Source organism: Pseudomonas paraveronii (assembly GCF_963681955.1).
Classification (GTDB): Bacteria; Pseudomonadota; Gammaproteobacteria; order Pseudomonadales; family Pseudomonadaceae; genus Aquipseudomonas; species Aquipseudomonas paraveronii.
This window is the reverse complement of sequence record NZ_OY817130.1, coordinates 1,306,670-1,328,315: the sequence shown is the minus strand read 5'-3', so window position 1 is coordinate 1,328,315 and position 21,646 is coordinate 1,306,670. Positions and strand designations below refer to the sequence as shown.

General features: G+C 62.9%; 14 protein-coding genes. 3 read left to right on the top strand and 11 right to left on the bottom strand.

Annotation, left to right across the window (positions count from 1 at the left end; translation table 11 throughout):
• Positions 1–13: 13 nt before the first annotated feature.
• From U5A08_RS05790 to U5A08_RS05780, 3 genes are read right to left on the bottom strand one after another with little or no spacing between them, the layout of a single operon-like run.
• Positions 14–976, bottom strand: a complete 963-nt coding sequence (locus U5A08_RS05790) for an alpha/beta hydrolase (protein ID WP_321850703.1) — start codon at positions 974–976, stop codon at positions 14–16.
• On the bottom strand, positions 973–2,367 hold the full coding sequence (locus U5A08_RS05785; protein WP_253393591.1) for an aspartate aminotransferase family protein: 1,395 nt from the start codon (positions 2,365–2,367) through the stop codon (positions 973–975). The genes U5A08_RS05790 and U5A08_RS05785 overlap by 4 nt, the downstream gene beginning before the upstream one ends.
• On the bottom strand, positions 2,360–3,073 hold the full coding sequence (locus U5A08_RS05780) for an MtnX-like HAD-IB family phosphatase (protein WP_253393590.1): 714 nt from the start codon (positions 3,071–3,073) through the stop codon (positions 2,360–2,362). The genes U5A08_RS05785 and U5A08_RS05780 overlap by 8 nt, the downstream gene beginning before the upstream one ends.
• Positions 3,074–3,303: 230 nt before the next feature.
• Here U5A08_RS05780 and U5A08_RS05775 point away from each other — a divergent pair, with 230 nt between their 5' ends.
• Complete coding sequence (locus U5A08_RS05775; protein ID WP_321850700.1) at positions 3,304–4,074, top strand: MipA/OmpV family protein; 771 nt, start codon at positions 3,304–3,306, stop codon at positions 4,072–4,074.
• A 71-nt stretch (positions 4,075–4,145) separates the two neighbouring features.
• Here the strand turns inward: U5A08_RS05775 and U5A08_RS05770 are convergent, their stop codons facing one another.
• The 5 genes from U5A08_RS05770 to U5A08_RS05750 form a co-directional block, all read right to left on the bottom strand.
• The gene (locus U5A08_RS05770; RefSeq protein ID WP_253393588.1) at positions 4,146–4,550 is read right to left on the bottom strand and encodes an EamA family transporter; all 405 of its coding nucleotides are present in this window, start codon (positions 4,548–4,550) and stop codon (positions 4,146–4,148) included.
• On the bottom strand, positions 4,547–4,927 hold the full coding sequence (locus tag U5A08_RS05765; RefSeq protein WP_321850699.1) for a DMT family transporter: 381 nt from the start codon (positions 4,925–4,927) through the stop codon (positions 4,547–4,549). Before U5A08_RS05765 ends, U5A08_RS05770 begins: the two co-directional genes overlap by 4 nt.
• Positions 4,924–5,844: an arginase family protein gene (locus U5A08_RS05760; RefSeq protein WP_253393586.1), complete on the bottom strand. Its 921-nt coding sequence runs from the start codon at positions 5,842–5,844 to the stop codon at positions 4,924–4,926. Before U5A08_RS05760 ends, U5A08_RS05765 begins: the two co-directional genes overlap by 4 nt.
• 147 nt (positions 5,845–5,991) lie before the next feature.
• Entirely contained in the window at positions 5,992–6,645 is a 654-nt protein-coding gene (locus U5A08_RS05755) for a DsbA family oxidoreductase (protein ID WP_321850698.1), read from the bottom strand.
• Positions 6,646–6,700: 55 nt separating this feature from the next.
• Entirely contained in the window at positions 6,701–7,720 is a 1,020-nt protein-coding gene (locus tag U5A08_RS05750) for an alpha/beta fold hydrolase (protein WP_253393582.1), read from the bottom strand.
• A gap of 207 nt (positions 7,721–7,927) precedes the next feature.
• Between U5A08_RS05750 and U5A08_RS05745 the strand changes: the two genes are divergently transcribed.
• Complete coding sequence (locus U5A08_RS05745; protein WP_321850696.1) at positions 7,928–13,579, top strand: dermonecrotic toxin domain-containing protein; 5,652 nt, start codon at positions 7,928–7,930, stop codon at positions 13,577–13,579.
• A 36-nt stretch (positions 13,580–13,615) separates the two neighbouring features.
• On the opposite strand, the gene U5A08_RS05740 is transcribed toward U5A08_RS05745, so the two are convergent.
• Positions 13,616–18,544 (bottom strand): dermonecrotic toxin domain-containing protein, encoded by a 4,929-nt coding sequence (locus tag U5A08_RS05740; protein ID WP_321850695.1) that lies wholly within the window; start codon positions 18,542–18,544, stop codon positions 13,616–13,618.
• Positions 18,545–18,833: 289 nt separating this feature from the next.
• Here U5A08_RS05740 and metR point away from each other — a divergent pair, with 289 nt between their 5' ends.
• A complete protein-coding gene (gene metR, locus U5A08_RS05735) occupies positions 18,834–19,751 on the top strand; it encodes a transcriptional regulator MetR (RefSeq protein ID WP_017844590.1) in 918 nt (305 codons plus the stop codon).
• A 33-nt stretch (positions 19,752–19,784) separates the two neighbouring features.
• Here metR and U5A08_RS05730 read toward each other — a convergent pair whose 3' ends face one another.
• Entirely contained in the window at positions 19,785–20,198 is a 414-nt protein-coding gene (locus U5A08_RS05730) for an NUDIX hydrolase (protein WP_253393577.1), read from the bottom strand.
• Between the two features lie 48 nt (positions 20,199–20,246).
• Positions 20,247–21,596, bottom strand: a complete 1,350-nt coding sequence (gene nosR, locus U5A08_RS05725; protein ID WP_253393576.1) for a response regulator c-di-GMP phosphodiesterase, NosR family — start codon at positions 21,594–21,596, stop codon at positions 20,247–20,249.
• Positions 21,597–21,646 lie beyond the last annotated feature (50 nt).

Genomic DNA, 21,646 nt, shown 5'->3' with positions numbered 1-21,646 from the left:
CGCAAGCCGCCGATCAACTGTGTGAGCTTTCGAGCCCCTGCGAGGCGGTGATGGCATCACCTCGGTGTAACGGATAAACCGCGACACCTGCATCGCCGCCTCGCTTAAGCGCTACAGCTCCCCCATCAGCCTGTTTGGATCTGAAAAGACCGGCGTGCAGCTCGACAAACTCGGCACTCAACTCGATCACCCGGCGGTATTGCAGGTCGACAGTGATCATGTGGTAGCAGTTGTCCAGCAGGACCTTGGTCACCGGCCCGCCGAGGTGGCGTTCCACGTAATCGGCGTTCCAGCGACTGGTGATATCGTCCTCAATCGAATGCAGTACCAGCGCCGGCACCCTCACCTGAGGCATGCGCTTCTTGACCACGGCGTTCATCCGGTGCAACTCGCGCACGGTGATGCCTTCCATGGTCAACAGACCGGCCTCGCTGCTCTCCCCTTCCTTCATCTGCCGCTCGACGATTGCCCGCAGGCGTTCGTTCTTGATGCCGTAGGGCGGCTTCTCTTCGAAGCGACAGATATGCACGCCGAACGGGATTTTCATCAACAACGGCGTGAGGAACGCCAGCTTGTTGATGCTCCAGCCGTCGTACTTCAAGGTGGTCGAATACATCAGCAGCCCGGCGACCTGGCCCGGGTGTTCCGAGGCCAGGTACATCGACATCACCGCGCCCATCGACAAACCGCCGACAAACACCTGTTCATGACGCTGGCGGACCTGGGCGAAGGTTTGACGCACCCCTTCGTACCAGTCCAGCCAGCCGGTGGCCTGCAGGTCGCTGTTGTCGCCGCAGTGCCCGGCCAGGGTGGGCACGTACACCGTGCAATTACCCACCTTGGCCAGGCCCTTGGCGACCTGGCGCAGTTCCGTCGGCGTGCCTGTCAGGCCGTGGATCAACAGGATGCCGACCGGCCCTTCACCGAGAACGAAGCCGGCATCACCCTCACCGAGGTCGATCCCGACGTTGCTCACCGTTTAGTCGCTCGCACCAGCAGTTGCTCGAGCAGCTTCAGGCCCAGCTCGATTTCCGGGTAGCTGATTTCCAGGGACGGCGCCAGGGTGATCACATTCTTGTAGTAGCCGCCCACGTCGAGGATCAGGCCGAGTTTGCGCCCGTCCACGACCATGTCGCCCTTCATGCCTTCTTCGACCATGTAGTCCAGGGTCGCCTTGTCTGGCGTGAAACCATCCGGGCCGCAGATTTCGCAGCGCAGGGCCAGGCCCAGACCGTCGACGTCGCCGATGATCGGGAAGCGTTTCTGCAGGTCCTGCAGGCCTTCCAGGAAGAACTTGCCCTTGGCCATGACCATTGCGCCGTAGTCGACTTCGTTGGTCATTTTGAACATTTCCAGACCTACCGCCGTACCCAACGGGTTGGAGGCGAAGGTGGAGTGGGTCGAACCTGGCGGGAAGATTTTCGGGTTGATCAGTTCTTCACGGGCCCAGATGCCGCCCAGCGGGTTGAGGCCGTTGGTCAGCGCCTTGCCGAACACGATCACGTCGGGTTGTACGTCGAAGTGCTCGATCGACCACAACTTGCCGGTGCGGTAGAAGCCCATCTGGATTTCGTCGGACACCATCAGGATGCCGTGCTGGTCCAGCACCTGCTTGAGCTCGCGGTAGAAGTTCATCGGCGGGATCACGTAGCCGCCGGTGCCCTGGATCGGCTCGACGTAGAACGCGGCGTATTCACTCTGGCCGACTTTCGGGTCCCACACGCCGTTGTATTCAGTCTCGAACAGGCGCGCGAATTGCTGCACGCAATGGCTGCCGTATTCTTCCTTGGTCATGCCTTTAGGGCCGCGGAAGTGGTACGGGAACGGGATGAACTGCGCACGCTCGCCGAAGTGGCCGTAGCGGCGACGGTAGCGGTAGCTGGAGGTGATCGACGAGGCGCCGAGGGTGCGCCCGTGGTAGCCGCCTTCGAAGGCGAACATCAGGCTCTTGCCGTTGGTAGCGTTACGCACCACTTTCAGCGAGTCTTCGATGGACTGCGAACCGCCGACGTTGAAGTGAACGCGACCGTCGAGGCCGAATTTCTTCTTGGCGTCGACCGCGATCATTTCCGACAGCTCGATCTTGCCTTTGTGCAGGTACTGGCTGGCGATTTGCGGCAGGGTGTCGATCTGCTGTTTCAGCGCATTGTTCAAGCGCGGGTTGGCATAGCCGAAGTTGACCGCCGAGTACCACATTTGCAGGTCGAGGTAGGCCTGGTCTTCGGTGTCCCACACGTAGGAGCCTTTGCAACGGCTGAAAATACGCGGTGGCTCGATGTAGTGAACGGTGTCGCCGTAGGAGCAGTATTTGGCTTCTTTATCCAGAAGAATCTGGTCTTCGGCGCTCGCGATGCGGATATCAGACATGGTGGAAGAGTTCCTGATTTTCAATAGAGAGGTCAGTAGCAGCAAAGGTGGTGGCGTTGGCAGCGATGCCCTGTGGCAGCCTGGCCAGCAATGCGCTCACTTCGGCGAAGGTGTCGAAGCGCGCATGCGGGATGTGGTTGGCCTCGCAGTACTGGGCGAGGCTGCCCTTGGCGAAAACGAAGTCGGCGGTGGAGGCCACGCACATGTCGGACTTACCGTCGCCGATCACCAGCACGCGCTTGTTACGCGGGGTGGATTTGCACTTGCAGTTGCCGGAAGCGGCGCGGCAGGCATCGCTGGCATACGGGAAATCAATGCGCCAGCTGTTCTGGTCGACCTGACGCAGGCGGTTGGCGAGGATCGGCAGCAAGCTCACGTAGTTGCGCGACAGAATCCGCGCGATGCCTTGCTCGATACCGTCGCTGACCACTTCGATGGACGCACCGAGGCCGATGACGTGATCGACGAAATCGGGGAAGTCCGGGTCGATCTCGACGCTGTCGAAATAGGCCAGCAGTTCAGCGGGTGTGGCCTTGATCAGCGCCAGTTGGCGGCTCAGGCATTCGCGTGAACCGATATGCCCGTCCAGCCATTCCTGCTCGATGGTTTCCCACTCGGGGCCGGCGAAGCGTTGGAGGACGTTGTCGATGACATCGGTGGGGGTAATGGTCCCGTCGAAGTCACACACGATATGCCAGTGGATCATCTGCGTTTACCTTGAGGAGGAGCGCGCTGTGTGCGCTTGCAAAAGGTGCTAGAGCAGGGACTGTGCCAACTGGCCAGCACCCAATGGGGCTGGGGCTTCGCGCGGATGTCAGAGGATTTTGTGTCGTGGGAGCTACATTTTTTGTAGCTTGCTACAAACAAGATGAGTGCTTGCGCCAACGCCGCGCTTTGCGCGTTCATGCGCGCATAGTCAATCAAGGAACTGTGACCATGTTCAGGATCACCTGCGCTGTATTCGCCGGATTACTGGGGCTGGGGAGCGTTTCACAAGCCGCGCAGGCCGACGGCATCACCGGTGAAGCAGGTGCGGGTGTCAGCTACCAGCCCAAGGAACCCACCGGCAGCCGCTACGAAACCGCGGCCATTCCATACCTCGACCTGGACTGGGGCAACGTCAGCCTCGGCACCGATGACGGCCTGACCTGGAGCGCGCTGAAAACCAACGGCTTCAGCGCCGGCCCGTACATCAACTACCTCTCGGGCCGCACGGCCAACGGCGCGTTGTCGGGGTTGCGCGAAGTGTCGAGCATGGCCGAGGTCGGCGGGTTCGTGCAGTACGCGCCGGCCGACTTCTGGCGGGTCTATGCCCAACTGGGCCGCGCCGTGGGTGGCGCGCAGGGCCAAGGCGGCGTGCTGGGCAAGGTCGGCGGCGAGTTGGGCTATCCGCTGGGTGGCGGGATCATTGGCAGCAGCGGCCTGATGGCGCATTTTGCCGACGCACGCCAGACCCACACGTTTTTCGGCGTGAGCGACAGCGAAGCCGCCGCCTCGGGCTTCCGGCCCTACAACGCCGGCGGCGGTTTCCAGAACCTGACGTTAACGCAGAGCTTCGAATTTCCCCTGGCGGCGAAATGGTCGCTGTTGACCAGTGCCAGTTGGGTACACCTGGTGGGTTCGGCGGCGGACAGCAGCATCGTCAAGCAGAACGGCGAAGTGAACCAGGGCCAGGTGCAGACGGCGATCAGCTACAAGTTCGACTGATGCACATCGCTCAACATGTGGGAGGGGGCTTGCCCCCTCCCACATGGAGCCAGTATTTCATCGCGATACTTTCAGTTTTCCTCGCCTTCGGCCAACAACCCGATCCCGACGATAATCACCCCAACGCCCACCCAGTGCAGCAGGCTGATGTGTTCCCCCAGCCCCAGCCACGAACCGAGCAACACCACCACAAACACCAGCGAACTCAGCGGAAACGCCAGGGACAGGCTGCTGCGCCGCAGGATCAGCATCCACACGAAAAACGCGCCGATGTAACTGGCAATCGCCGCCAGAATCCCAGGGTTGCGCGCCACTTCGGACAACCACAGCCAGTTGAAATCCATCTGCCCCAGTTGGTCACCGGCGACTTTGGTAAACAGCTGCCCGGCGCTCTCGGTGCAGATCAGCAAGGCCCACAACACCACGGTGCCAAGACGTTCGTGCAACCAGCCCTGGTCGATATTCTGCGTGCTCATGCCTGACCCCCTCCAATCGCGACTAACATCACGCCGAAGGTAATCACCAGCGTGCCCATCCAACGCCTGCGGCTGACGGTTTCCCCCAGCACGACCTTGCCCGCCAGTACCACCCCGCAATAAGCCAGGGCCGCCGCCGGAAACAACAGGCTCAGCGGCGCGCGGGACAAGGCTTCAAGCCAGACGAAAAACTCAATGGCGTAGGCCCCGAGCCCCGCCCACAACAACGGTGCATTGAACACCTGGCCCCAGAAGGCGTTCAGGCGAAAGCCGCCCTCCAACTCCGGCAAACGGTCCAGGCCCATCTTGAAACACAGCTGGCCGACCACATCGAGCACGATGGAAAAGGCCACCAGCAACACCACGGTCAACGTCACGGAAACAGCTCCTCAAACAGGTTGATCAGGGCTTCGTTGGTCGCGGCATTGCGCTGCAAGTCCTCGGCGCTCCAGCGCTCGGCCGGCGGCTGGTCGGACTTGGCCTCCCAACGCTTGAAGGCGTTACTGAACACGGGCTTGGCGAACTCGCCGCACACGTCGATGCCAATGATTCGCTTGCGCGCCGCCAAGGCCCGCAGAGCCTGGAGCAGATGGCTCAGGCGCATGCCGCCCTGGTCCCAGTTGGTGGCCGCGTCTTCGCTGGCCAGCACGTCTTTGTCGATGGTGATCCAGATGGCTTCGGTGGGCAGGCTGGTGATCATTTGCTCAAGGAATGCGGCCCAGTCCAGCTCCGCCAGATTGCGCCAGTACAGGTGGTTTTCCTGCTGCTGGTGGCCGGCGCCATCGCCGACCCGGCCCCAGACTTTCGAAGGCGGGTGCTGCCACGGGAACAGCTGCAATTGCCCACGCTTGAGGGCGCCGAGGTTGCCGCCGCGCAACTGCGGGTTATGCAGGTCATCGCTGCACGGGCCAAGGGTGACGATGCGCTTGACCGCCGGCATCTTCAGCGCGCGGTTGACCCACGAACCGCAGTGACGCTTGGGCGCAAAGCGGACCCAGTCGGGGTGGTTGTCGAAGTGGATCAGGCTGATGGGTTCTTTCAGGTCGGCGAGAAATGCCGGCGTCAGGTGGTGATAATCGCCGGAGCCGACAAACAGGATTTCCGGCCGCGCATCCGTGGGCCGGGGCCGTGCCGCCAGGCGTTCGGTGAAGCGCTTCCAGGTTTTTTCGGTGGACCACAGGCGCAGTTTCGGGCCAAGGTCCAACAAGTCGAGACGGGTGGCATGACCACTGGCCAAACGCCGGGCAATCGGCGCCTGGCCCGTAAGGCTGTGGTCGAGGTCAAGAATATTCAAGGTAGTGTTTCACCCCTAATGGCAGCACCCAGCCGGATTGCGGATGGGCTTTAGGGGGTCAATGCAAGGGGCGGGCCAGGGACTCTCTTGAAGACAATGAGCCCCCCATGTGGGAGGGGGCTTGCCCCCTCCCACATGGGACCCGCGTCAGGATTGGGATTCGCGGATGATCTGGCGAATCGCCCCGACAAACGCCTCGACCGGCTGGCCACCGCTGACGGCGTACTGGCCGTTGAACACAATGGTCGGCACCGAACTCACGCCACGGGACACCCACAGCTGTTCCTGCTCGCGCACGTCGGCGGCGTATTCATCGCCGGCGAGAATCGCGGCGGCGCGCTGTGGGTCCAGGCCGACGCTCTCGGCGATGCGCACCAGGGTCGCGTGATCGGACGGGTCCTGGCCATCGCTGAAGTAGGCCTTGAACAGCGCTTCCTTGAGGTTGTACTGCAAGCCTTCCAACCCAGCCCAATGCAGCAGGCGATGGGCGTCGAAAGTGTTGTAGATACGGCTCTGGCCGTCGGTGCGGAACGCAAAGCCCAACTCGGCGCCCATGTCGCGGATACGCGCACGGTTGGCCTGGGACTCTTCGGCCGTGGAGCCGTATTTCTCGGTGATGTGCTCGACGATGTTCTGGCCTTCGGCGGGCATGTTCGGGTTCAGTTCGAACGGCTGGAAATGGATCTCGGCCTGCACCTCGCTGCCGAGCTGGTCGAGGGCTTCGGTCAGGCCGCGCAAGCCGATGACGCACCAGGGGCAGGACACGTCGCTGACGAAATCGATTTTCAGGGCAGTACTCATGGTAGGCAACCTCGCTGGCATTAATGCGCCGCAAAGGTTGCACGATACACCAATGTCACAACACCTTCGCCGAGACCTGGGGCTCAATCTGCGCCCAATGGGCGGCGTCTTCGCGATGGGCTTGCAAGTACGGCAACACCGCCGCCAGCAATGGCGCCTTGAACGCTTCCTGGAAACGATGGGCCAGGCCGGGAATCAGCTTCAACTGGCTGCCCTGGATATGCGCGGCCAGGTGTACACCATGCATCACCGGCAACAACGGGTCAGCCGTGCCATGCACCACCAGGGTCGGCACGCGCAATTGGTTGAGCAACGGCACACGGCTCGGTTCGGCGAGGATCGCCATGATCTGGCGCTTCACGCCGTCGGGGTTGAATGCGCGGTCGTAGGACAGCGCCGCCTGGTGCAGCAACACCTGACGATCATCCTTGACGTTCGGGCTGCCCAGCGCGGCCAGCAAATCGGCCTGTTGCTCCAGGGCCACTTGACGATTGGGGGCGCTGCGCCGCGACAGTAATTGCACCAGCGCCGCATTCGGCGCCGGCAGGCCTTCGGCGCCGGAGCTGGTCATGATCAGCGTCAGGCTTTCCACGCGCTGCGGCGCCATCGCGGCCAAGTGCTGGGCAATCATGCCGCCCATGCTCGCGCCGAGGACGTGGAATTGCTGGACCTGCAACGCATCCATCAAGCCGAGGGCGTCATCGGCCATGTCGGTCAGCGTGTACGGCGCCGCCACCGGCAGGCCGAGTTTGTAGCGCAGCACTTCAAAGGTCAGGTTGGCGCTGGCCGGAGCCTGGCGCCAGGTGGACAGGCCGACGTCGCGGTTGTCGTAGCGGATCACCCGGAAACCTTGCTGGCACAGCGCAACAACGACCTCATCCGGCCAGTGGATCAGTTGCCCGCCCAGGCCCATCACCAGCAGCAAGGCCGGATCGGACGCACGGCCGATACTCTGGTAAGCGATGCTTACCTGAGCCAGGTCGACCGTTTGGGTCGGGACATTGACATCACATCGAGACGCCGCAAAAGACGGCAGGCCGAACAGTAGAGCGGCCAATAACAGCAACACGCGCATGAAAAACACCGAAACGCAGAACCCCAGTAGAGCGCGAGTCTGATGAAGTTTGTTCAAGGGCGCTGCCACAGTTGCGTGACAGTTTGATGAATGTCGCTCAACGGTCGGCCCACTAACTATCTATCCCTGCGCGCCTCGTTCTCCACCTTTAAATAGGGCACCGACCGGTAAAGCACCGTTCTGCCCCTATTTTTCGAGTGCCGTCCCATGACCGATACATCCAACCCGCTGTCCCCCCTTGCCGTGCGCGATTTCCTGCCGCTTGCCCACGCCCAGGTTCGCCCGGTGAATGAAAGCCTGCTGCTGGAAGCCACGGCCCGCTGGCACGCCAGCCGGGAACACATGCTCACGCTCACCGCCGCCGCCCCCAGCATTCGTGCCGCCCTCACGGCGTTCATCCAAGAGCAACTGGAACTGGACGGCGACAGCGTGCAGTTGCATTTCGCGGCAACCGCCGACCAGCCGCAACGTCACGTCACGCTCACCCAGGCCTGCGCTTTTGTTCATCAAATCCCCGTCCCCAGCGCGCTCGAGCAACGCTGCCGGGTCATCGGCCTGCCGGCGGGCAAAACGCAGTATGCGGCGCAACCGTTCGAGCTGCTAAAACCCTTTACCCAGCTCAACGTGCAACAGGCCCTGCGAACCGCCTGGGTGCGCTACTGGTGGTTCACGCGCGCACCCGGCACGTCGGTCTCGCGCCGCGATCACGCGGTCGCGCAGTACAGCAGCCACCTCCAGGCGGCCGCTCAATTGGCCTGCGCCTGCGGGGCGATCACGGCCGATCAATTGAAACCGTTACTGACGGTCCTCGACCCGCCGAGCGGCGCGTTGCAGCTCGACGGTCAGAAGATCTACACCGAGCAACTGCTGCTCAAGCGCACGGGGTTGGCCGATGCCGAGATACCCGGTGCGCTGGTCATCACCCTGGATGCCGAGATCGTCCTCCAGCTGTTGTACCTGCCCTCCGAAGAACCGGCGCTGAACCTGTTCAACAGCCGCGTCAGCATGGAGCAATGGTTGCTCGATCACCCCACGCTGTTCCCCGGCGTGACGGCGATCACCCGAGACCACCAGATCGACTACCGCGAGGTCAGCGACCCCTTGCAAGCCGGCGTGACGCACCTGCTGGAACATCGCCTCAAAGAAAAACAGGCGAGCTTGGCCTACCCCCACGGCAGAGACCTCGCCGAGCATGGTCACAGAGCGTTGGATGCGGCCGATCAGGTTGACCGGCAACAGCAAAGCCAGGGTTTTTTCGCCTTGCCGCCGGCTGCCGAACTGACTGCCGTTGCGAGCGATGTCGCCCGCGACACCCCACCCATGCTCTTCGCCGGACTGACCGCCGACCTGCCCCTGGCCCAGCGCCGCCACGCGCTGTCGCGGCAACAGCAGCCGCTCTTCGGTGCCGAGCACGCGTCCGCCCTACGGCCGCCGCCGAACGATGAGCAACTGGCCACATTGCGCAGCCAACTCGACCGCTTGCACGAGGCGCAACAGCAGGCCCATGAAGCGGCCACCGCGCTGTGGAATCAACCCCAGCACCAACTGCTGGAGCTGTCCCAGCAAGCCAACCCCGACTACCACACCTTGCTCCAGGCACGCCTGAACGGGCTGCTTGCCGAGGCCAGCCTGCAGCGTCAACTCAACCAGATCAGCCAGGCCGGGCACGACATGCTCCTGACCGCGCTTGACCCGCTCAACGCGCCAGACCCCGAACTCAAGGTGTCGGTGGCAACCTTGACGCTGTCGATCAGCGAGCGCAGCAACGGCGCGGTCAACATCCAGCGCAAAGAGCTGGACGGCGTGCTGCTGATCACCCTGGAAGCGGCGCTGCTCGATGCGTCAACGCCTCAGGACCTGTTGCTGTACTGGCCAGGCAGCCAGGGCGGGCTGCAGCACTTCGCCTCGCTGCAGGCGCTTGAACAGTGGCTTGGTGTAACGCCGTCGGACGCTGCGTCGCTGGAACTGGCCCTGCTCAATCAGACCCCGTTCGAGTACAGCCTCACCGTACAACTCGATGGCTGGGTCACCCAGATCGAAGCGATGCTTCGGCGCTCCCCGGACGACACCGAGCGCCAAGCCCGGGAACTGGAACCCATGCGCGTGCAAGCGATCCAGGAACTGGGCGTATCGACCCACAGCGTGCGCGAACTGGCCTATGCGCAGCTTCTGGAGCAGAACCAGAGCGGCGCCCTGGCCGCGCAACTGCCGGCCTGGCTCGGCCAGGTGTCGGCTGCCGACAGGGCCGAACTCAAGGCCCTGCTGGAGCGCTACATCCTCGCGTTCCAGCGCGCCGACGAGGCATTGAACCTGAAGCTGCCGCTGATCAGCAGCTTTTGCAAACAACGCCTGCACGCACGGCTGTCCCGGGACTTCTCGCTCAAACAACCGTTCCACGTTCAGCTCGACGTCCCCGAATCGGTCACGCAGCAACAGCATTTCGTCGAAGCCCCCGGCGCACCGGGCACCCCGACCAAGACCGTCCCGGTGCCCAGCGCCACCCGGGTCAAAATGAGCCTGGATGAGCTGGCGCTGAGCAACATCGATACGCCGACCTCCGAGCGCTTGACGTTCATGAAGGTCGAGGTCAGCACCCAGGACGCCACCGAAGGCCTGGCACTCACCGCCGGGCTCAGCGCCAACTACCTGCGCCGGCTGGTGCCGGAACTGGACCTGGCCCAAGCGTATGAAGACCTGATCGTCGAGGCTTACCAGGGCTCGGACCGCGAAGCGGACTTCAGCCGTGAGTATCGCCTCGAATGCCTGCTCGACCCTCATCGCCTGCTGCTCACCCTTCAGGGGCGCCTGGCGTTCCTGCAAAAGCACATCACCGCCACCGAACTGAACACCTTCAACATCGCCGTGAATGCCAGCACCGCCCAAGCCTGGCGCGCCGATGGCAATGACATTGAGTTGCTTCCCGCCCACCTCAGCGTCGGCGGGCCAGACACCCAGGACGGCCCAAGCACCTTGTCCGGCGTCACCTTCATCCGTCAGAAAAACACCGGGAGCACCCTGCTCTATCTGCCCGAGAGCCCGGACGGCCAGGCCCTGCGCAGTTACAACAGCCTTGAAGCGGCGCGACTGGCGCTGTTCCGCCTGTGCCTGAACACCACGATGGTCAACTACCTGGCCGGCCGCGCCTTGCTCGGCAACGTGGCCAACCACGTCAGCCGGATCAATCAAGCGGTACTCCGGCATTTCGACGCGCTGATCGGCGTCGGCACCGCCTGGCCCGTCACCACGTCGCTGGCCAGCCATTTGCTCAACGCGCAAATGGGCCGCGTCAAGGAGGCCCACCGCGCCAGCTCCCGTTCCAACAGCGATCTGTACCTGGAACGCTATGCCATCAAAGGCGTGCAGGCCTTCAGCTATATCAAGATGGCGCTCGGCGTGGTCCCCGTGGTGGGCAGCGTGATCGGCCTTTACGATGGCTGGGTCAGCGCCAATGACGCGGTGGCTGCGTTTCGACGCGGTGATCATGCCCAAGGCATGCACGCCATCACCCAAGTCCTGCAATCATTGATCGACGCCGGCATCGACGTGGCCGGCGGGGTGCTGATCACACCCAATGCAGCGCGCACGCGCACGTTTGGGCGCCAGTTGCGCAATGCCTTCAAGGGTGCCCGCTACCTGCAACCACCCATGAGCCGCAAGGCGCGCCGCATCGCCGAGCGCTTCAGCGGGTATGAGTATGCCAAGGAGATCGCCCTGGCCCATCTGACCCCGGCGAGCCACGGTGTTTATCGCAACGTCTACCGCCATGCCGACGGCGACTTCATTGTGCGGCAGGGCAACGTCTATCAGGTCGAACTGCAGAACGGGCATTGGCGCTTGAGCGGCAACACGCTGAAGACCTACAAACAACCGATTGCCCTGGATGAAGCCGGCCAATGGGACACCCACTTCGGCGTCTATGGCACCGCGCAACCGGTCGGCCTGGCGGGCGGCGGCGGCGTGCTCGGGCACCTGGCGGACACCCTCGAACCGCTCTGGCCGATGGCGATTCGACAACGGCTGCCGATCTGGTGGACCGATCATGTGCTGCGCCGCCAACTGGCGCTCAACGATGCGATCAATACGCTGAGCAGTCGGTTCGACACTCAACTGGCCGCGACCAGCAACCTGCAACACCTGTCCAACCAAAGCGACATCGCCACCCGCAAGACCTTGCAGCCGACCCTGGATCAGGCCTACGCCAAAGACATCGAGCTGGCGATTGAGCAGGCCAACGCCGTTCAGGACGTGATCGCCTTCACCCCCAACAGAGAGCACCTGGCCCTCAAAGGCATGCAGAGCCGCGCCGCCCTGATTGTCACCAGCCGAGCCGTGGAGCGCTTGAAAGTCGCCGCGGCCGCGCTGCAGGAATTGACCGGGCAATTCGCTGACCTCCAGGTGCCGCCGACGAGTCCGGCCGCCATCCTGCAGTTTCTGCAAACCCGCAAAGGTCTCAGCCAGAACATCGTGCAGGCACTCGACCGGATCGACCGCATCTTTCTGGTCATGAACGAATGGAGCGCCAAGATCAACCTTATGGCGCAGGAAGCCGATATGCGCCTGCAGGGCAGAAGCACCCGCAGGACCGCGCAACAGATCGACGCGGATCTGCACAACACGCGCACGATGGTGGGCGAGGCTCGCGACGACGCGGCGCGCTGGAACGAACTCTACGATGAAGACTTTCGCACGCACCTGCGCACCGTCCACAGCATCGATACGTTCAACCGCTACGATCACGTCACCGATCCTTCCTGGTTGTACTTGCAAAGTGAGGTCAATCGCGTCTATCTCGACGCCCACCTGGCCCTGAACACGCATTTCGCACTGACAAAGACGCCCACCACCGTCAGCCAACGCACGCGAATCCTCAACGAATGTATCGATGCCTACGCGCGTTTCAGCCTCAGCGTTAAAACCTTGAGTGCAGGCTACCCGCAACATTTTGACCTGGATAACCTGGACGCCTTGCTGAACAACCTTGAGCGCATGACTCAACTGGCCCGTCAGCGCATCGGCACGCCCGCTCGCCTGCGGCGCCCACGACCCGACGAACCACAAGGGACGGTGTTTGAAAGCGAAGACAACCGGCTGCTGATCGGCATAAAAAGCACCGACCCTGGCACCAACACCACGCGCTATACCATCGACAACCTCAGCGGCCACACCGAGACCTGGGAGCAACGCCCGAACGGTCGGGCCCAGCGCCAACCGGCGCCGCCCGTGGAGTTCCCGGCGGAGGCGAACGTGAAGTCGGTGATGGTGAGCGAAGCCCAGAACCGCCTGCGCGCCGTGCCGGCGTACCAGGTCAAAGTCGAAGCCTACGCCCGCCAGGGCATGTTGCCGGTGGACCTTGAACACATGCTGGTCAGCGAAGCCGCCGAACTCACCTTGCGCGCAAACCGCATCGCGCGCCTTGACCCCACGGAGCCGAGCATCCAGCCATTGCGCGCGACCGCCACCGAGCTGAGCGCCGCCGGCCGCACCCTGCGCACCCGCCAAGCATTGGCCAGCCGCCAACCCACCGACGGCATGCTCGATGATCTGGTCAGGCACCACGTGGTCGAGGTGCGTCGAACCGCGTCGATGACCGAGCTGGCGCGGCGTGCGAACGGGCACCGCGACTTCATGCAGGAGTATGAAGTCTGGGACCTGACCGCCACCCCACCGCGCCCCGTGTGGTACGCGCACTTTCATTACAACCGCCGCACGGCCACCTTCGACGAGTTCGAAAAGGCCCACTTGAAACTGCCGGAGCATCGCTACTTGACCCATGCCGACGACCCCTCGCTGCCGTTCTCGGACATTGGCAGGCAGTCCGCCGCGTTGCCGCATATCCGGCCGCTCTGGGTCGCCCAATAGTCGCGCAGGCCTGCGGCTGTCAGCGGAACGCTGCGGTCACAGCGTCAAAAACAGTTTTTCATCCAGCGGCGGGCCGATCCGCGCTCTGACGATCTGTTCCACCACGCGGTTATTGCCCGCCTCGGCCACCAGGTCTTTCTGGGTCTTGGTGCGCTGCGACGGGATCTTCAGGTGCGCCGCCGTGTAGAGATTGCGCGGCGAACCTTTGGCCGGGTAGTGGAAATGGGCATACCACAAGACGTCGACCTTGCCTTTTTCACGCACGGCGTATTCGGTGAAGACATCGCCGCTTTTGGTCGCGGTGTCTCGCTGGACCAGGTTGATGTCGACGAACCCGTGCTTCCACAGGTAGTCGATGTTTTCCGGTTTGGGGGGGAGGAGCTTGTAGCCATCGGCGCAGTGCTGGCGGGCCTTGATGAGCAACTCGTCCGCCGCCGTGCGCCACTGTTTGACCAGTTGTTCGGTTTCGGGCCTGCCGCTGTGGCTGGTTTCAGCTTGCAGGGCCGTTGCCCGCAGCCGCTCAGCCTGGGCTTGCAGCATGTCGTTCCAGTCCAGCGGGTTGATGCCCTCGCGGCGTTGCGGGTCGTTGAGTTTGCGTTTCTGGAACGCGATCGTGCGTTCAATGCCGGCGCTTTCTTCGAGCAGTTTTCTGGCGTCGGACTTGAGCGTTGAAAGCGACTTGGGCGACTGCGCGGGCCGTGCAGGTTGCGCGGGAACGATCTTCACCCACTCGCCGTCGCTGGGGTGTTCGCTGTAGCTGGCGACCGGCTGGCCGGACTGCGGGTCCAGTACATCAATGATCGCGCTGGTGCCTGCCGCGTGAGGACGCGCGGTGCCGATCAAGGTTTCCTTGTCGCGGGTTTTGAAGGTGCGCTGGCCCGCCGGCTTTTGTTGTTGATCGATTTGCGCGACGGTGGCCGGCACCAGTGCTTGTTCCTCGCGAATCACTTCGCCCAGGTCGGTTTGGGCATCGTTGATCACCGCGCGCAGGCGTTCGGTAAACAGCTGCTGATACTCGGCCCGCTGAAGACCGGGGTTGGACTCTTGCAAGGCGAGGCTATCGCTGAGCACTCGCTGGTACGTGCCAATGACGGTTTGCAACGTCGCCTTGCGTTCGCTCAAGCTGTAGCCGGTGTACTGCCGCAGGTCCAGGTGCGCCCTATAGACCGGGATCAGGTTGGTTGAACTGAATCGCTCCAGGTAGAAAGACTCCACCGGGTCAGCCGTTCGGACATAGCGATCAAGGCTCAGTTCTTTGAGATTGGACAGCGTGGCGAGCTTCATGCGCAGGGCGGTAATCGCAGGTGGCTGCTTGTCTTGCTGCTTGAGAAAGTACGCGGCCTTGGTTTTGCCGAACGATGAATCGCGGGTCCACTTTTCCAGTACGGCGGCGGAGGCCTGGGCCGCTTCGCGCACGTTTTCCAGGTTTTTGTAGACCCTGGCGTAGTTGTCCATCAGCTCGATATAGGCGCTTTTCGAACCAGACCTCGCCTCGCTGACCACTTCCGCCATCGACCGTCCGCTGGAGACGTGTTGATTGCTGTCTTCGGCCAGCAAGGTGTAGAAACGTTCGATTTGACGGTAGTTGTCGAGCACTGCGCCGTAGAGCTTGGAGCGCGCCTGTTTTTCCTCGGAAAGATCGTCCACCGCGCCGAGTTTTTTCGGCGCCAGGCGGTCGATGGCGGTCTGAACGGCCGCACTGTGCGCCTCAGTGCGTTGCTTGAGTTGCACGAGTTGCTGTTCGCTGGTTTGCCTGAGGTTGTTCGTGAGTTCCAGCTGCGTCAGGTACGGCGCAAGGAAGCGCTGTTGATGCTGACCGGTGGTGGACAGCCCCCACAGCGTGCGCAGTTTTTTGCGGGCCTCGACGTAGTCATTAATGCTCACGACCAACTGGTTATGCGCCTCAACCCTGGGCACTTCCAACTGCAGCGCATCCTCGACGGCTTGGCTGAACAGCTCCCCCCGCTCCTGTTGCGCCTGCCGATTCTGTTTGACCCGCTCGGCGACACCGTTCTTGCGCGGCATGCCACCGCGCAACCGCGGGCTGCTGTCGAAACTCCAGCGGCCCTGTGCGTCACGCCTGATCGGCGGGCCGGTACGCGCACGGTTGTTCGCGTCGATGATGAACACCCCGTCGAGGTCGTTGGCCACCCGGAACCACTGGTTGTCGATGTTGGCGTACAGCCGGCCCTGGCTCAGGTACAAGCCCTGTTTTTGCCCCTCGGCAATCGCGGCACCGACATCGCCCGGCGCGGGTACCCGGAATGACTCGACCAGTGCAAGCTGGCCGGGGGTCAACCGGCGCGGGCTGGAGAACGCAAAATCCAGCATGCTCGTATTATCGCCGACGACACCCGCAGAGGGCTCTATGCTGCTTTGGCGCAGGGTCGCGCGATGGGCGTTCGGCGCCTGGCCTGGCGTGCGGCGCGTCGGTCCATCGTGCTTCGGGATGGCTTTGAGCGCGTCGAGCGTCAGCGGCGGTTGTGCGATATCGGCGGGCGCGGCGTGGGTCAAGACCATGCCCATATTGAGCAACAGGTTCACCACGGTCGCCGTGCTGTCGTCCTGAGCGTTCGGGTTGGACAGTTTGCGGATGTCGTCCTCGCTGCCGGCCAACTGCAACAACCACCCCGCCATCGCCCCAGGCCCGCGCAACACGGGTAGCAAGGTGTTGAACAACAACCCGCCCAGCTCCTTGAAGGAGGCCCAGCGACTTTGTGCGTCCGATACCGACTGCCCCTCGGCCAGGCTCACCAGGCTGTGGGTATTGCTCTGGTACAAGTGCTGCATCAGGCGCCCTTGTTCCAGGTCCTGGCGTAATGTGCGTGCCGCGTCATAGCCGTCCACGGCCAGCGCCGTCGGTGCCGGCTGGGCGGGCGCGTCGAACTCGTTGAAGACGCTGTAGCGGGCAATGTTGGGGGTCTTGAACCCGCCGTTGCCGTACACCGCGCGCGTCCTGTCGTCGGGCAACCAGGCCAGTATGCCTTGCTGTAAAGGGCCGGGCTGTTGCACCGCCTCCAGCAGCGCTTGGCGAGAGGGAAACTCCTGCAGCACCGGAGACAACATCGGACGGTAGAGCAGGTGCGGGCCGACAGCCGAATCGGCCGGCTCGATGACAAACATATTCTGGACCACATCGGGTGTCGCACCGGGCTTGCGTAAAAACGCCAGGGGCCGCATGACGATGTCTTGCCCGTCGACCGGTTTCGCTCCAGCGCCGGGGGTCAGCACCGCCTCCACATACCGGTAGCCGTGCGCGGTGATGCCCGCTTCGCCCTTGAGTTTGAGTTCCAGTGCGCGCATGGCCAGTTGGCGCGGGACCTGTTGGGCGAACAAGGCGCTGCGTCGACGTGATTCATCGCTGTCGCCAAGCAGGTGGGTGCGCAGTAGCGCGGGGTAGTGTTTGCCGATGTCCACCTGGCTGACGATGTCTTTCAGGCGCTGGGGCATTGCGGGGTCGCTGATCGGTTGACCTAAGTGACGCACTTCGATTTCCCCCTTGGGCAGCCCGGCCAGATTGCGCAAGGCCATGTCGGTCAGGCTCATCGTGACGCGCTCGATATAGCCGCCGCCCAACGTGCCGACCGGTACCTTGAAGGTGACTTCGAGGTGGTCCGCGAGCAGCCCGGTGTCCTGCAACTGCGCTTGCAACTGTTGCTGGGTATAGGTGCGAATATCGGGGACGTCCGAAAAAAAGTTACGCCCCTGATTGCGCTGGACATCGCTGGCCAGTTCGAGGGCGTGGCGGTGGTAGGCAAGGCGATCGGCCGGGTCGGCGTTGCGCAGCCACTGCGGCAGTTTTTCCTGCAGCCGCGCCAGTTGTGCGGAATCCGGGGCATAGGCGCCGACAAACCATGGGCTCGGATCGCTGAGCACGCGCAAGCGCTGCTCCAGAGCGTTGAGGCCACCGGCTTGTGGGAGTTCGAGGGCGTCTATCGCCTGCAACTGGTTGTTCAGAAGGATGCCCGCTTGCGCATCGAAGATATTCGCGTCCGGCTCCTGGCGTTTCCAGGTCAAGTGGTCGAAGACGAAGTCGTTTTCCAGCGTCTCGCCCCAGGCCTTGCCGAAGGCTTCCAGGGAGTCGTAAGGGGTAATCTGGCCGTTGGCAGCGGCATGCAGAACCTGGGTGCTGGCGCCGATCTGGCGGGTGATCAAAAGATCCGGGCTGAGCTGCGTGGAGGCACCACCAGCGTAACGGACGCTGGTGTCCAGCACGAAGACCCGGGCCGCGTCGTCACCGTTGGCACTCACGCGTTGCGCACGCTCGGGCCAGGTGACCACCTGGTCAAGGGTGGCGCGTTGCGCAGCGCTAAGGCCGGGCTGTTTCAGCGCCGCACTGCGCAGGTTGTCGCTGAGCATGCCGCTGAGCCACAACCAGCGATTGTCCGCCCCGGAAGCAGTTTGTCCCCAATACCGCGTCAAGGCTCGTGCAAAACCGTCTTTGAGGCTGGGCCGAAGGCTGCGGATCACCAGCTCGATGGCCGACATGTCGATGTCTTCGCGCCGGTTGCCTGACGCGTCGGGGACTCTGAGGGTGGTACCGGTGCCTTGTTTGACCAGTTTCTGCGGCCATGAATACTTGTCGGTGAAATCGATGTCGGCTCCGGTGGCCAGGTGGTTGAGCGCGACATCCAACAGCGGGGTCAAACGGTATTGAACCGGGTTCTCCGCGATCGGCTCTGCCACCGAGGTCTGCGCGACGTCGAATTCCAGCGTGGGGTACAGGCTTTTGATCGCCTCGCCGAGCATGTCCCTGACCACCGAGTACACGTCGGGCCGCGTCGCGAACTGGCTGCTGACGGCGTGGGCGGCGAGGTTCGTGGCGCTGGGTAAGGGATGCACGGCGGCGCTGGCGCGGCCCAGGGCGGTGGTCGCGAATGCCGTGGATGAAGGGGTCGGATTGACGGGTGGTGCGGCAAGGTACAGGCGAGGGATAAAGGGCGTGGCAGCGGTGCTAGCGGTCATGGGGCACATCCTTGGCGTGGAAATACGGTGTCGTCCCAATGACGCATAAAGTGCCTTTCGGGACGAATCTCGCGGCCAAAATACCCACTCATCCCTACGGTGAAATAAGAAATGCGTAATTGACTATGTCCACATGCGCGAGGCCCGCCAGGACTCCGGATCAGCGCCCTTTGGCAATGTATGGCCGGATATGAACATCACGCCCAGGCCTGCGTGTCGACAGCCCGCACAACATGAGACAAACTCACCCCATTCGCATTACTCATCAATATTGCTCATGGAGACCACGGTGCTGGAAATCCGCCACCTGAAAACCCTGCACGCCTTGCGCGAGGCCGACAGCCTGGTCGAAGCCGCCGAACGCCTGCATTTGACCCAATCCGCCCTGTCCCACCAGTTCAAAGAGCTGGAAGAGCGCTTGGGCATGCCGTTGTTCGTGCGCAAGACCAAACCGGTGCGTTTCACCAGCGCCGGCCTACGCCTGCTGCAACTGGCCGACGCCACCCTGCCCCTGCTGCGCGGCGCCGAGCGTGACATCGCGCGCCTGGCCGGCGGCACCGCCGGGCGCCTGCACATGGCCATCGAATGCCACAGTTGCTTCCAATGGCTGATGCCGACCATCGACCAGTTCCGCGACGCCTGGCCCGAAGTCGAGCTGGACCTGGCGTCCGGTTTCGCCTTCGCCCCGCTGCCGGCCCTGGCCCGTGGCGACCTGGACCTGGTGGTCACCTCCGACCCGCTGGAGCTGCCGGGCATCACGTATGTGCCGCTGTTCACCTACGAAGCCATGCTGGCCGTGGCCAACCAGCACCCGCTGGCGAACAAGTCGTACATCGTGCCGCAAGACCTGCTCAGCGAAACCCTGATCACCTACCCGGTGGAACGCGACCGCCTGGACATTTTCACGCGGTTCCTCGAACCCGCCGATGTGGAACCGGCCCAGGTGCGCACCTCGGAGCTGACGGTGATGATGATGCAACTGGTCGCCAGCGGTCGCGGCGTGTGCGGCATGCCGCATTGGGCGCTGCATGAATACAGCTCGCGCGGTTACGTCAAGGCCAAGCGCCTGGGTGAGAAAGGTCTGTTTGCAACGCTGTATGCGGGGATTCGTGCAGACATGCTGGACGCGCCCTACATGCGCGACTTTCTGCTCACGGCCAAGGACACGTCGTTTTCCACATTGGATGGGGTCAGCGCCGTGCGTTGAGGGACGCACGGCTCAGTCCTTTGAGCGCGCCAATCAGGCGGTGGTGGTCAGCGATTGGCGATAAAACGGCAGGATCAGCTCACGCGTCAAGGGCGCCAGGTGCAGGCCGCCGTCACCGGCAGGGTCGATCCAGCGCACTTCTTCGATCTCGGCCGCCGGGGTCACCGGCACATCGATCTGCACCCGGAACAGTTCAGCTTGCACCGTGAAGCCCGGTTCGTTGGCGGCCGGGGCCGAGAAGCGGCCGAGGTAGACCGCCTGGCTCGGCTCGATGCGCACGTTCAGCTCTTCGTGCAGCTCACGGGCCAGCGCCTCGACCGGTTGTTCGCCGGCATCGATCTTGCCGCCCGGTTGCATGAATGCCTGGGTGCCGCGCTTGCGCACCAGTAAAGTCTGGCCGTCGCCGCCGATCAAGAGAGCGGCGGCGATACGGATAGTGGTTGGCATGGACAAAATCACCTTGAATGCAAAGGCACAATAATCCCATGAAGCGCCTCAGCCTAAAAGCTGCGGCTCTTCCGGCTCCTTGATAAACACGCTGTACTTGGCGCCCTCCATCGCTTCAAACGCGATCAGCTTGTCCACCAGCGGCAGGTTGAGCACCTTGCCGGCATTGAGCAGCAACATGCCGTTATCGGCGTTGAGATTGCGCGCCAGGACCATGCCTTCGGCCAGTTCGCGGGTGCTCAGCACTTTGACGTTGGGGTCGCCCAGGGTCACGTCGCTGAGGAACGTGGCGCAGGCCAGGACGAAGTTTTCGACCATGTCCGGATCATAGAGCCGCCCCGCGTACTTGCGGATGTACAGCAGTGCTTCACCGCTGTTCATCTGCCGCTCCAGGATCAGGCCTTTCTGCAGTTCGATGAAGTCCACCGCCAGTTTGAGCAACCGCGCGCCTTCGGGAATCGCATCGCCCTTGAGGTGATCGGGAAACCCGGTGCCGTCCCAGCGTTCCTGGTGATGGCGGATCAGCCGGGCGGCGTCCTTCATCGGCTCCAGGGTCATCAATAACGATTCGCTTTGGGTCGGGTAGACCCGATAGCGTTCGCGGTCGTTGCTGTGCAGCAGGTCCGACGGGGCGGCCATCATGCCGTCGCTCCAGCTCAACTTGCCGATGTTGTAGAGCGCCGCAGCCATGGCCAGGTCACGGGCGCTGGCTTCGTCCACCGACTGGGCTTTGCAGTACACGCGGATCAGCTCGATCAACTGGCGGTTGGTCTGCTTATGCTTGGGCAGGCGCAGGTTGGCCAGCAGCGAAAACACTTCGGTGCCGGTCACATAGCTGCGCTTTAGCTCGTCGTAGGCCAGGTCGAGCATGTCGGCGGTTTGCTGCAACTCGCTGGTGCGGGCTTCGACGCGTTTTTCCAGGGTGGCGTTGAGCGCCTTCAACTGTTCGTTCTGATCACGGGTCAAGCGCTCAAGGCGCACGCGCTCGCGTTCGGAATGCTGGTGCTCCAGGGACTGGCGCAACGTCAGGAGCATTTCCTCGTCGTTCCAGGGCTTGCTGATATAGCGGTGGATCTGACCTTCGTTGATCGCCTTGATCATCATGGTCATGTCGGCATAACCGGTCAGCAGGATGCGCGTGGTGGCCGGGTACAGCCGGTGGGTCTCGGCCAGCAGCATCGCGCCGTCCATCGACGGCATGCGCGCGTCGGTCATGATCAGGTCGACGGGCTGGGCAGCCATGATTTCCAGGGCCTGGGCACCACTGCCGGCCAGCAGCACATCATAAGGCTGGCCCCGCAGCAGGCGGCGCAGGCTGTTGAGGATCGACTCTTCATCGTCGACCAGCAAAATAGTAGGTTTGTAAGGGGACGTCGTAGCAGTTGTTTGTTCATCCATGGCGACACCTCCTGACAATGGCACACAGTTGCTTCATTGCACCCCCGCGT